9 protein-coding genes are annotated in these 11,492 nt (G+C 43.1%); 1 reads left to right on the top strand and 8 read right to left on the bottom strand.

Annotated elements, in window-relative coordinates:
* Window positions 1-565: 565 nt before the first annotated feature.
* Together FFM80_RS07935 and FFM80_RS07930 are read right to left on the bottom strand one after the other, a co-directional pair.
* Entirely contained in the window at window positions 566-2,659 is a 2,094-nt protein-coding gene (locus FFM80_RS07935; protein ID WP_137640312.1) for an LTA synthase family protein, read from the bottom strand.
* Window positions 2,660-2,805: 146 nt separating this feature from the next.
* Window positions 2,806-3,042, bottom strand: a complete 237-nt coding sequence (locus FFM80_RS07930; RefSeq protein ID WP_137635652.1) for a YkuJ family protein — start codon at window positions 3,040-3,042, stop codon at window positions 2,806-2,808.
* Between the two features lie 328 nt (window positions 3,043-3,370).
* On the opposite strand from FFM80_RS07930, the gene FFM80_RS07925 reads away from it, so the two are divergent.
* Window positions 3,371-4,558, top strand: coding sequence for a pyridoxal phosphate-dependent aminotransferase (locus FFM80_RS07925; protein ID WP_137640311.1), 1,188 nt, complete (start codon window positions 3,371-3,373; stop codon window positions 4,556-4,558).
* Between the two features lie 59 nt (window positions 4,559-4,617).
* Here the strand turns inward: FFM80_RS07925 and FFM80_RS07920 are convergent, their stop codons facing one another.
* The 6 genes from FFM80_RS07920 to FFM80_RS07895 form a co-directional block, all read right to left on the bottom strand.
* On the bottom strand, window positions 4,618-5,862 hold the full coding sequence (locus tag FFM80_RS07920; protein WP_137640310.1) for a D-alanyl-D-alanine carboxypeptidase family protein: 1,245 nt from the start codon (window positions 5,860-5,862) through the stop codon (window positions 4,618-4,620).
* Between the two features lie 63 nt (window positions 5,863-5,925).
* Window positions 5,926-6,969: a lysylphosphatidylglycerol synthase transmembrane domain-containing protein gene (locus tag FFM80_RS07915; protein ID WP_137640309.1), complete on the bottom strand. Its 1,044-nt coding sequence runs from the start codon at window positions 6,967-6,969 to the stop codon at window positions 5,926-5,928.
* A gap of 2 nt (window positions 6,970-6,971) precedes the next feature.
* Window positions 6,972-7,994, bottom strand: coding sequence for a glycosyltransferase family 4 protein (locus FFM80_RS07910; RefSeq protein WP_137640308.1), 1,023 nt, complete (start codon window positions 7,992-7,994; stop codon window positions 6,972-6,974).
* Between the two features lie 11 nt (window positions 7,995-8,005).
* A complete protein-coding gene (locus FFM80_RS07905; RefSeq protein WP_137640307.1) occupies window positions 8,006-9,178 on the bottom strand; it encodes a glycosyltransferase family 4 protein in 1,173 nt (390 codons plus the stop codon).
* Between the two features lie 320 nt (window positions 9,179-9,498).
* Window positions 9,499-10,086 (bottom strand): RloB family protein, encoded by a 588-nt coding sequence (locus tag FFM80_RS07900; protein ID WP_137640306.1) that lies wholly within the window; start codon window positions 10,084-10,086, stop codon window positions 9,499-9,501.
* Entirely contained in the window at window positions 10,064-11,245 is a 1,182-nt protein-coding gene (locus tag FFM80_RS07895) for an AAA family ATPase (protein WP_171001058.1), read from the bottom strand. The genes FFM80_RS07900 and FFM80_RS07895 overlap by 23 nt, the downstream gene beginning before the upstream one ends.
* Between the last annotated feature and the right edge of the window lie 247 nt (window positions 11,246-11,492).

The raw sequence follows: 11,492 nt of genomic DNA, 5'->3' as shown, positions 1-11,492 counted from the left end.
GCAAATGTTTGCTACCAATTCAAGAATTGATAGACCCTACACATTTGATTCGTCGAAACTTTGTTCAGTTTTCAAAGATCTAAATCTATTTGGTTGATTACCTCAACACAACTTAATCAGTTTAACATCGTGACACAAACGTGTCAACAATTATTTTTAAGCAACTTAATTAAGTAACTTGTCGAACTCGGTAACGCAACGTTTATAAGAATAACAAATCAATTGATAACTGTCAATAACTTTTTTAAAAGAAATTGAATATTTATGCAACTAACTTTTCTTATCAATAGAACGCTTGAACGCTGTGGTTTAGCTATTTCGTAGCTCTCTCGCAGCGACAAGTAATATCTTATCAAGGATTAGTATGCAGGTCAAGCCTTTTTCTCGATTTATTTCAAAAAAGTTACTGGTCCGTCAGCTACGCCTAGCTAAGACCATCGACTCATGTCCATAAGACGTTGCGTTTACCTAGCCGCCGACTAATAACTGCGGCGCTGCCATCACTTAACTACTTATATAGAAACAAAAAAGAGTACCGCCGTAGCGATACCCTTCTCATGCCATCTTATTTACTTGACGAACTACTGTCGCTTGAACTGGACAACTCTGGCGCATCGGTCTTATAGAGATCGACGGTTGACTTGTCCTTATGTTTCGACAAGACACTCGTCTTCTTTTCCTTTTCTAGCGTTTCTAAGGACTTCAGCGTGGTTGTCGGTTTATAACTATACTTAGACTTATCGACCTTTTTAAAGTTCTTTGGTGTATAGAAACGGAGTAAGTCCCCTTCAATCACCCGATCAGATAACGAGAGTTCCGTTGTCACATGATTCTGCATCTGCTTAATCGCCTTTTGCTGGGCGGCCGTCAAATGCTTAATCTCTTGACCAGTCTTCGAGTCATAGACCGTCCCCCCTACCTTAGTATAAGTTGGCGAGACAAAGTTCCCGTTCCGAAAGGCCACCGTCTGATTACGGCCCTTCGCTAATAAATCGTTCCCGAATTGAATATAGTCGTTCTTAACCCCTAGTAGGTCTAATAAAGTTGGTAAGACATCGATTTCACCACCATATGTGTGGTTAATCCCACCCTTTAATCCGTTCATATGGATCATCAACGGTACCTTCTGGAATTGGGCTAAATCATAACTCGTCACGGTCTTTTTGCCTAGTAACTGGGCAATGGCCGCCCGGTGGTTATTTGAAATCCCATAGTGATCCCCATATAAGACCAGCATACTGTTCTTATAGAGGCCAGCCTTCTTCAGGTAAGTCACAAATTCAGCAAACGCTTGATCTAGATAGCGCGCCGTTTGGACGTAGCCATCGACAGTGGAATCCCCCGTGGTCGTCTTCTTGATACTTTGATTTTGCTTATCAAGTGTATACGGGTAGTGGTTCGTTAACGTAATCAGCTTAGCGTAGAACGGTTGTGGTAACTGTTCCAGGTACTTCACAGTATCTTTAAAGAAGATCTTATCCTTTAAGCCATAACCGATATTATAACTCGACTTCTCCTTATAATAGGCCGAATAGAAGAAGTAGTTATAACCCCAGGATTTGTACGCGTTGTCCCGGTTCCAGAAACTAGCCACGTCCCCATGGAAAGCCGCACTTGTATAGCCCTGCGCCTGATCCAAAATTGCTGGTGCGGCTTGGAAAGTATTCGAGGTCCCGTATTGCGTCATTGCTGACCCAGTTGGTAACCCAAACAACGAGTTTTCAAGCATCATTTCAGCATCGGAAGTCTTCCCTTGAGCCACTTGGTTATAGAAGTTATCAAAGCTCAACGTACTCTTATTATGGTAGAACTTGTTTAAGTAAGGGGTAACGGTCTTCCCATCGACCTTATAATCAATCAAGAATTGCTGGAAACTTTCCAAATGAATAATAAAGACGTTCTTACCCTTCGCCTTACCATAATACTGAATATTTGTGTCCGTCTTATTCTTCTTTAGATAAGCCAAGACACTCTTTAAATCACTACTGCTGGCTTTGGCCCGAGTGGCGCTTTCTTTTTCAGTCTGATAGACACTATAGCCCGCATAAGTATTTAACCCTAAATACTTCACGATATAGTTGTTATCAAACGTCCGCGTCAATAAGTCCGAACGATCATGTTCTGACATCCCGAGGTCCACAGCGAACAACGCAACCCCAATCATTGTTAACGTCGCCGCATAGCGCAGCTTAAATGGTCGTGGGTCAATCCGAATTACATGGAAAACTAGTAATAGAATCAGTAAAATCACATCGGCATAGACTAAGAAGTCGGTCCCATGGATAATCTGACTCAAACTCTTCCCTAAGTTATTACTGGCCGCGCCAGAGCTTTTAATGACCCCGGCTGACATAAAGTCGGAAAATTCCCGATAATACAAAATATTGGCAAACAACCAAGTCGTCTGTAAGGCGTCAATGATCATTAACAACCAATATTTTAAGCGGCCGCGGAAGTATAGCGCAATCCCCAGCAAAATGATTGCCGTTGGAAAAGGGTTCAAGATCAAAATAAATTGCTGAACGGCCCCTTTGACCCCCAGCGTAAACTCGGTCTTATATGCGATATACGTCTTGAGCCAAAATAAGACCACGGTCAAGGTAAAGAAGCCTAAGGTCGTGTTGACCTTACCGACCGTGTTTTTGATAAATTTGGGCATCATAATTCCTCCGTCATTGCTATTAACAAATCCATATTATAACGGTTGGTTGCTTGATAGCAATTACTTGAAGATTTCTTCAACAATTCTTCAATATTCAACGCATAATATGGATCAGTCTATAAAATATCTAATTGGCGGAAATGCTAATTGTCCGTTAACAAGTCGTATAATTCAATGGCAACTAAATCAATGTTATCAAATTCAAAGCTTTGGTCCGGATTGAATTCTTGTAATGTGTAAGTTGAAGTGGCGGGATCATAGGCAACTTGGCCTCGTTCAACGCCTTCCTTTTCAAAGCGCCGGGATTGAACCTCGGCGGCTTCGGTCGTCCGCATTGCTTCTAGTCGTTTGAGAATTGCTGATAATTCAGATTTTTCCATTATAATAATCTCGCTCCTTAGGTTTTGTTTTTATTCTAGCAAAAATTGGGACTAATAACACCCTTTTTCAGCGGAAAGCCCCATTTTCAAGCTAAATTCGCCTTTTTAATTATAACCCAATCCGGCCATTTGTCCCTATCAAGATGTGATAAACTTAAGACAACTTAATAAAAATGTTGTTTGCCACCCATTAGCACCTCGTTAGCCTAATAATTAGGTTAGCTGTGCCTGAATATAAATAACTTAATATTCACGATTGTTAGTTTAGCGGGAAATACCAGCTATGGTCAACTAGTTGCAAACGACAAAAAACAAAGGAGTCTTTTCAATGACGTTATTTAGAGATGATCTCAATACCACCATCGCCCAGATCCAAGTATCCACGATTCGGCAATTCGATGAAGAAGTTAGTGCGATTCCTGACATGGTCAAGCTGACCCTCGGCGAACCCGACTTCAATACCCCCCAACACGTTAAAGACGCAGCTAAAAAAGCCATCGATGAAAACTATTCACATTATACGGGCATGGCTGGTCTCTTAGACTTACGCCAAGCCGCGGCAGACTTTCAAGCTAAGAAGTATGGCAACCATTACGACGCTGAAGACCAAGTCTTAGTTACCGTCGGGGCAACCGAAGCGATTGCAACGGCGCTAACGACGATCTGCAATCCCGATGATGCGATTATCGTGCCCTCACCAATCTTTCCAGCTTATATTCCGATTATCCAAGAAGCCCACGCCAAGCCGTTATTTATGGACACCGGTGTTAATGACTTCATCATTACGCCCCAAATGATTGATGACTTCATCGCGGCACATCCTGATGAACACTTCAAGGGAATTATCTTAAATTACCCGAACAACCCAACCGGGGTCACCTACGTGGAAGCTGAAGTCAAAGCCTTAGCGGAATGCTGTCAACGGCACAACTTGTGGGTTGTCTCGGATGAAATCTACAGCGAGCTCACTTATGGCAGTACCCACGTTTCTATCGCCAACTACATCCCTGACGAAACTATCTTAATCAACGGCTTATCCAAGTCACACGCAATGACCGGCTGGCGGATTGGCTTCTTGTTTGCCTCAAAAGAAATGACGGCGCAAATGAAGAAGGTTCACCAATATTACGTCACCGCTGCCACCACAGTTGCACAAAAAGCCGGGGTCGAAGCATTGCGGAACGGAATCGATGATGCCTTGCCAATGCGTAATGAATATCAAAAGCGGCGTGACTTCGTTTATAAAGTGATGAACGGCTTAGGTTTCAAAATTGCCCGGCCAACCGGAGCTTTCTACATCTTCGCTAAGATTCCAGCGAACTTCCAACAAGACTCCATGGCCTTTTGTAAGGATCTAGCTAAGAAAAATCATCTCGCCATTATTCCCGGGACAGGCTTTGGGGAACAAGGCGAAGGTTACGTTCGCTTGAGCTACGCTGCCAGCATGGAAAAGCTTCAAAAAGCGATGGACCGGCTAACCGCGTACATCGAAAACCCAGCTAACCAAACTGCCTAAATCAACTGCTTTCAAAAAAAGACGCTACCATCCGAAAAAACGGATAGTGGCGTCTTTTTTTAGTCGGCAAATGCCAATTGAATGTTTAATCGTTGCGGTGTTACGGTACTGGTCGCCCACTGTAGCGGTCCTGCCAACGACACTGCCGTGGGGGTCCGATACGCAATCGTCTGGGTGGTTCCCGATAACGGATCGGTTAGCCGTAGCCGCATCACCGTCGTCTGTGCAGCCAAGTAATTGGGCCGATTACGTTGAATCTTAATCGCACTGACTGGTGTTGCCTGCAGTGGCGACTGCTTATTCTCCCACGCGTGCGTCTGACCACTAGCCACCAAGGTCAACGTGGTTTTCGTCCCTGGTACTCGATAACGTCGCGTTTGCGGTGCAACCTGGTGATAGACCTCCTGCTGCTTCAAGCGCCAGCGCAAATTATTATTAGCCGTAAACTTCCACTTTGAGCCTAACGTGGTCGCAATCATTCGTCGACCATTTTGCTTGTACGTCGCCACTAAACAGCCACCAGCTTGGTCCGTATAACCCGTTTTAAGGCCATCGACCTTGACCCGAGCATCATAATAACGCTGGCCCTTTAGGATCAATACTGATGTTGGAACCCGGTACTTATGAATCTTAACCGCCGACTGATTAGAAATCGTCACAATATCTGGAAATTCAGTAACCAGATGCTGTGCGATTGTCGTAATAGCCTTAGCTGAGACTAAGTTTTGCGCGGTGGCACTCGTTTTTGGCAAATCTAAATGATAGGTCGTCAAATCCGTATTATCCAATCCCGAGGCACTGACAAAAGTGGCCGCTAAATGCCATTGACGCGCCTGCTGATTCATCTTGGCAATAAACGCTTGGTTACTACCGCTAACAGCCTCACCCAACGCAATCGCACTACTATTAGACGAGCCAACTAAAGTCGCGGCAAAGAGCTGGCGCACGGTGAAGCGGTCTTTAGCCGCCATGGGCATCGTTGACAGCGTACTACTTTCCGCCATTTTACGGACATTTTTCGCAATTGGCACCTGATCCGTCCATTTCAGCTGCCCCGACTGAACCGCCTTTTCAACTAAGTACAGTGTCATTAGCTTGCTTAGTGAGGCAATCGGTAACTTTTCATCGGCATTTTGCGCATAAACCGCCTGTCCCGACTTGGCATCTATCATATAAGCGGCTTTAACTTGATCAGCCTTGCTAGTTTTGGCTTGCGCCAGCGTACTGGTGAGTCCCCCAACACCACCAGCTAAGGTTAGTATGATACCTAACCGAACAAATAAGGATCGACCTAACTTCAACATCGCTAAAAAACTCCTTTAGTTAATAAAAAGCGCTGGCCAGTTGCTAGCGCTTTGATTTTAAATTCATTCTGACGACTTAACTTCTGATTCTGGGATTTCCTCTGCTTTTTCTGGCCGCATCGCCATCGCAAACATCCCTAAGAACAAGCCTAGATAGTAGGTTAAGATTCGCCAAATCAGCATCGCCAAGATCAGCTTACTGTGACTCGGGATAAACTTGGCAAATAACTCGGTGAACCCGAATTCAGCCCCACCGGCGCCACCAGGGATTGGAAACAGTGACGTCACTAAAAAGATCAAAACGTTCAGACTAGTCACCATAATCACGTTGATGCCATGATAGCCCATCGCCCGCATAATAAAGTACGGAATCAGGTAGTAGAAGAGCAACTGGAAGAAGGTCACAATACAGACTTCCACAAGCATCCGCCAGTCCTTGGTCATGCGCAGACTCTCTTCATAGAAAGAATCAATCTTCGTACTGATGTTGGCTTGGAATTTGGCAAACCGTTCTGCTTTCATAAACCAACCAACTGGAATTAAAACAATCTTAACCGCCCGTTTAGTGAAATTATACCAATACATCACGAGTAATAGTCCGACAATTACCGCCAGATGAATCAAAAAGCCGAAAAAGACGTACAGTGACAAGTAGCTTAGCTTTTCTGCCAAGTAATTAAACCCAATCAGCATCGCCACTAAAAAGTTCAAGACGACCATCGCCTGAAAGACGACAAACTTCATCAACGCAACTGAGCTAGCTCGACCCGCATCAATTCCGGATTGCGCCATCACAAAAATCTGGGCCGGCTGCCCGCCAGACGAGAACGGTGTAATCCCGTTGAATAATTGTTCCGCTAACGGTACCCGTAAGGCACTGCGAAATGAATAGTGGCGGTAACGGTGCCGCACGAACTTTTGGACAACGACGGCCTCTAACCCAAAATACAACCCTACACAGCCCAACGCGACTAGTAACCACCACCAGTTTAATTGGGAAATATCGGTCATTAAATGACTTAGCTTCACGTTGCGTAGCGAGTACCATGAGATCCCTACGCCCAGTAAAACCATCGCCAATAACGACCAGATGTTTTTTCTAGTCATGGCTACCCCTCTTTTGCTTGTTGCAAATAAAAATCATGCCAGATCTTAGCTAACCGTTCTTCTGAATAGTCTTGCGATGCTAAGACCGCTTTATCATGTAAGAATTGCAGTCCGGCTGGATTGGCCCGTAATTGGTCAATCTTATGCTGCATTTCATCCACATCCCTAGCGGCTTCATAATACCCATCGATAATTGCTCGGTATAAGTCTAGATCACGGAGTAAGACCGGGGTCCCACAACTGAATGCCTCTAAGACCGACATCGGGAATAACTCGTTATAAGAAGGCAATAGGAATAAGTCGGCCATATTATAATAGTCGACTAACTTATCACGATCAACGATTCCCGGAAACGACAAGTTAGCAGGCGGATTATCAACGACTTGCTTCAAGTCTTGATAGCCATCTGTAATCCGACCAAATGAAAAGCCCCCAGCCCAGACAAATTGAATATCCGGGTTACGTTTCGCCAACGTAATAAAGTCCGGGACCCCTTTACGATCCTGAATCTGACCGGTGCCAATAATCATAAATTTGTCACGATCATAGCCATACTGTTGCCGCAACTTTAACTGCTTAGGCTTGGTCATTTCATAGAATTCACGCTTGCTGACAAAGTTTGGGATATACGTCACGTCAGCGCGCTTGATTTGATACGCTTCTAGCTTGGGAATAAAAGTCGGATTGACCACGACAATGTGGTCCATCCGTTTATAAAACGAAATTAAGTAGCGGTTAAAGATCGCCTGAAACGGCCGTGGCAACTTTAAGCTACCTTCCAATGTCTCTGGCAAAAAGTGCACGTAGCCAATCTTACGACCGCGATTCGGCATAAAAGTCGACAAATAAAACAGCGGGTTGACCGTATGATAATGTGAAATTGCCGAACGACCATACCGATTGACTTTAACATCAAAGTCATCTTGCCAGTGGGTCCGCAATAGGCCCATCAACTCCCGGTACGCGCTCCCAACCCCTTGACCTTTAACCGAGTCGGCTTTCGAAAACATGGTGATCTTTAACATAATTCGTCCCCTTAGTTACTGATGTCGGCTGATTTCGTCTCCGAATAAGCCAATTGCACATCTTGATAGTAATTCACGATCTGTTTGCCGAAATATTCGGCCGAGATTTGGTACAGCTTCTTTTGTCGTGGCTTCGGGTCATCGAAAGCATGTGGGTGTTGCAAATAGCTGACCACATCGTGTACCAGCTTCGATTGACTCTTAAATGTCGTCCCTAGTGACGGATCGTCCAACAATTGATCCGTATACGGACTGGCCGCGACCACTGTCTTTAAGCCGGCTGCCATTGCTTCAATGTAAGTTAACCCTTGTGATTCTGAATTGGAAGCCGAGACAAACAAATCCGCCATCTGATAGTAGTTATAGACTTCGTCATTATCAATCTCACCGGTGAACTGAACGTGATCACTTAAGTCAGCATCAGCCACTTGATTCTCCAACGTTTCACGCGCCGGTCCATCTCCCACAATCAGTAATTGCGCCGTTGGAACTTGTTCCAAAATAGCTGGTAAGGCCGCAATGACTTCATGAATATTCTTCTCGTACGCTAACCGACTTAACGAAAGTAAAACCGGTGTCTCGGGCTGATAACCCAATTGTTGCCGATAATCTGCCGTCGAAGCTTGTTCATATTGATTAATATCAATCCCAGTCGGAATAATCCGAATCGGTGCTTTAACCCCGTAACGGGTCAACGTCTTTGAAACCCGATCACTGGGCGCAACAACCCCATTCAAGTGGTAGCAATAGGCTCGTGTGGCTTCTTTCACGTGGTACGGCTTGAGCAACTTACCGTTCGCAATGTAATGCAGATAATCTTCGTACATCGTGTGATACGTATGGATACATGGAATCTTGAGTTGTTTAGCGACAAACTTGCCAATCATCCCCATCGAAAATTCCGTTTGCGTATGCACGATATCTAGGCCCAAGTCTTTGGCCACTTGGTATGCCTTAAATAAACCGCGCACCGCAATCCGGCGATCGGTAAATGACACGAATGGAATACTGGTAAAACGGAAAATATTCCGTTCATAAATATTCTTATCAACATGCGGATCAGTAGTCGTAAAGATATAGACCTGATGACCAGCCCGTTCCAGTTGATTACGCAACACTTTGATTGACGTCGCTACCCCACTTACTTGCGGATAGTATGTATCTGTAAATATCCCGATATTCACGTCGATTCTCCCTTTATTTCCGGCGACCCCGAAAGTACGTTGCAGGTCCCTCGTTGCTTCAACTAATTCCCAACAGCTTGTCGGGCAACCAATTGAGCGCTTGCATCCCAGTCTCAATGAATTAATTATAACAATTATACGGTGACCGTATGGGACTTGCAAATATTCTTAAGAGAAATTAAGAGTTCACTGAAAGTTATGTGACTGAATTAACAAAAAAACCGCACCTAAAGTCCAAAGACTTTAAGCGCGGTTTACAAAAATTAGGAATCAGACAGTTCACCCAAGAACTTTCTCTCCGAAACTCAACCAACTACACACTAATTAATCACAGCATTTACAATCATTCCAATGTTAGTCGACTGCTGATCGACAGCAATATCAGCCACAGCTTTAGTATTTGCAATTGCCTGATAAACCTTGTCACCCTTTAAGATACTTTCCATTTGCTGGCTACTACCTTTAATGTACTCATAACCCAAGCATTTCGATAATTCCGTACACAAATGGCGCTGATCTTCAATTCGCGCCGTTATTTTCCGGTAATGGGCCAGTAGCCACACCTCAAAAGAGCGATTAGAAAAGCCTAACTCACAAATAGAAATATGTTTCCGCATTTTCTCAACTTTGTGTTGCATACGACTAATGGCGTCCACGGAAAGGCGGTCCCTATCAAAAACAATATAAATTTGTGTTCTCTCATCCGTTTTCAATGAAGGATTATTCTTAAGCATGTTCTTAACCTTATCGACCCAATCCAAGCCACTACCTTCAATGATCTTGACTGTTTTAGCAGCATTAAGGCGATAATGTTGCGCCAAAGCATCAAAAAAGACCTTTTCCGTTTTTCCTTCTACAAAGAATAAAATCTTAGGTTTGAGTTTCCTACTTTTTCTCTCTCTGCTCATTTCCGATCAGTGCCTCCAAAAGTAATTTTTTGTTGACTAGCTGGTTGGCACCATAAACGCCTTCTAAATATCGTTTCTTATAATTAAAATCACCACGCTTCAAGGCCGGATCATCAAAATCAAAGATACTAAACAATTCGGTCTCACCAAATCTATTCTTCTCAGCAAACCAAATTTGATCTTGACGCAATCCAGCATCCAAAAGCGATAATTCATGTGTTGTTAAAATAAATTGGTTTGTTTGATACTTGTCATTTATTAAGGCTAACAAGGCTTGGGCTAACTCTAAGTGATATGAGCGATCAAATTCATCAATCATCAATGTTTTCTCACTATTATTCAACATATAGAGGGCTAAAAACATAAAAACCTTCGTACCGGTACTCTCATTATTAAAATAGACAGAAAATGTGCCATTTTCAGATTGATGCGTGGCATACACATCATATGAGACAGATGGTATAAACTTAATATCTTCATCAGACTCATCATCATCCGCTTTTAATTTTTTCATAAGGAACTCAGGTGCTGGAATGGCTTCTTTTCTTTCCTTAACCTCAATATCAATGATATTAAAGTCAGCAGCTTGCAAAAAGTGCAGAAACCGACGTTTAAAAGCGGCATTCTGTAAAATCTTAAAGCGACCATTTCTAATTCTATCGGTATTCACAAAAATCAAGTCTTCAACAAACCACTTATAAACCGCTTTAGCATGAGTTTCGTTATTTTGTTGAGCAAAATATAATAACAATTGATTTTTTCTGATATTTTCAGTCAGTGCAGCTAACTGTGCTGGTACCGTCACAAAGTTCTGCTGCTCACGCGTAAATATTGGTTGCCCATTTGCCTTCAAAATTTCTCGAACCACCTCAGTAGCATTATATTCTAAACAATAGTCATACTTGACCTCATCTTCGGTAAAGACGATTTGAAAACTAGTATTTTCTGTATTATAGCCAAAGGTATCGACTCTTAAGTGCTGTAGTTCATCAGTCGTCGGATTAATGACTAATCGTTTCAGCATCAATAAAGCATTGATCAAGTTCGTTTTACCATTTGCATTCGCACCAAAAACTAAAACTGATTTTAGCAATTGCTCATCCTGTGACATAACCGTATTGGAATCCTGAAATTTCCGCAATCGTTTCCCAGTTTGCATCGAGAAATCCTGCTCATTTTTAAAAGATCTAAAATTAGTTACTTTAAAGTCGATTAACATCCTGCTCTCCTTTAAAAACGTATTTTCGTTCTTAACTCATTTTATTATCCTATAAACCCACTAATAGTCAACCTATATGTATCCCGTAAAATTAACTTGCAAGCCTCATTTAACAGATTCTTGCATAACCAATAATCATTTTCCATGACAAAAAAACCGCGCTCAAAGCCTTAAAGGCCCTAAGCGC

Source organism: Lactiplantibacillus dongliensis, assembly GCF_005405105.1.
Lineage (GTDB): Bacteria > Bacillota > Bacilli > Lactobacillales > Lactobacillaceae > Lactiplantibacillus > Lactiplantibacillus dongliensis.
This window is presented reverse-complemented; position numbering and strand designations above follow the sequence as displayed.

Excerpts from the sequence above, each read along its gene's own strand:
- FFM80_RS07925 (WP_137640311.1), top strand. The coding sequence starts at position 3,371 with ATGACGTTATTTAGAGATGATCTCAATACCACCATCGCCCAGATCCAA.
- FFM80_RS07935 (WP_137640312.1), bottom strand. The coding sequence starts at position 2,659 with ATGCCCAAATTTATCAAAAACACGGTCGGTAAGGTCAACACGACCTTA.
- FFM80_RS07915 (WP_137640309.1), bottom strand. The coding sequence starts at position 6,969 with ATGACTAGAAAAAACATCTGGTCGTTATTGGCGATGGTTTTACTGGGC.
- FFM80_RS07895 (WP_171001058.1), bottom strand. The coding sequence starts at position 11,245 with ATGCAAACTGGGAAACGATTGCGGAAATTTCAGGATTCCAATACGGTT.
- FFM80_RS07910 (WP_137640308.1), bottom strand. The coding sequence starts at position 7,994 with ATGTTAAAGATCACCATGTTTTCGAAAGCCGACTCGGTTAAAGGTCAA.
- FFM80_RS07900 (WP_137640306.1), bottom strand. The coding sequence starts at position 10,086 with ATGAGCAGAGAGAGAAAAAGTAGGAAACTCAAACCTAAGATTTTATTC.
- FFM80_RS07930 (WP_137635652.1), bottom strand. The coding sequence starts at position 3,042 with ATGGAAAAATCTGAATTATCAGCAATTCTCAAACGACTAGAAGCAATG.
- FFM80_RS07920 (WP_137640310.1), bottom strand. The coding sequence starts at position 5,862 with ATGTTGAAGTTAGGTCGATCCTTATTTGTTCGGTTAGGTATCATACTA.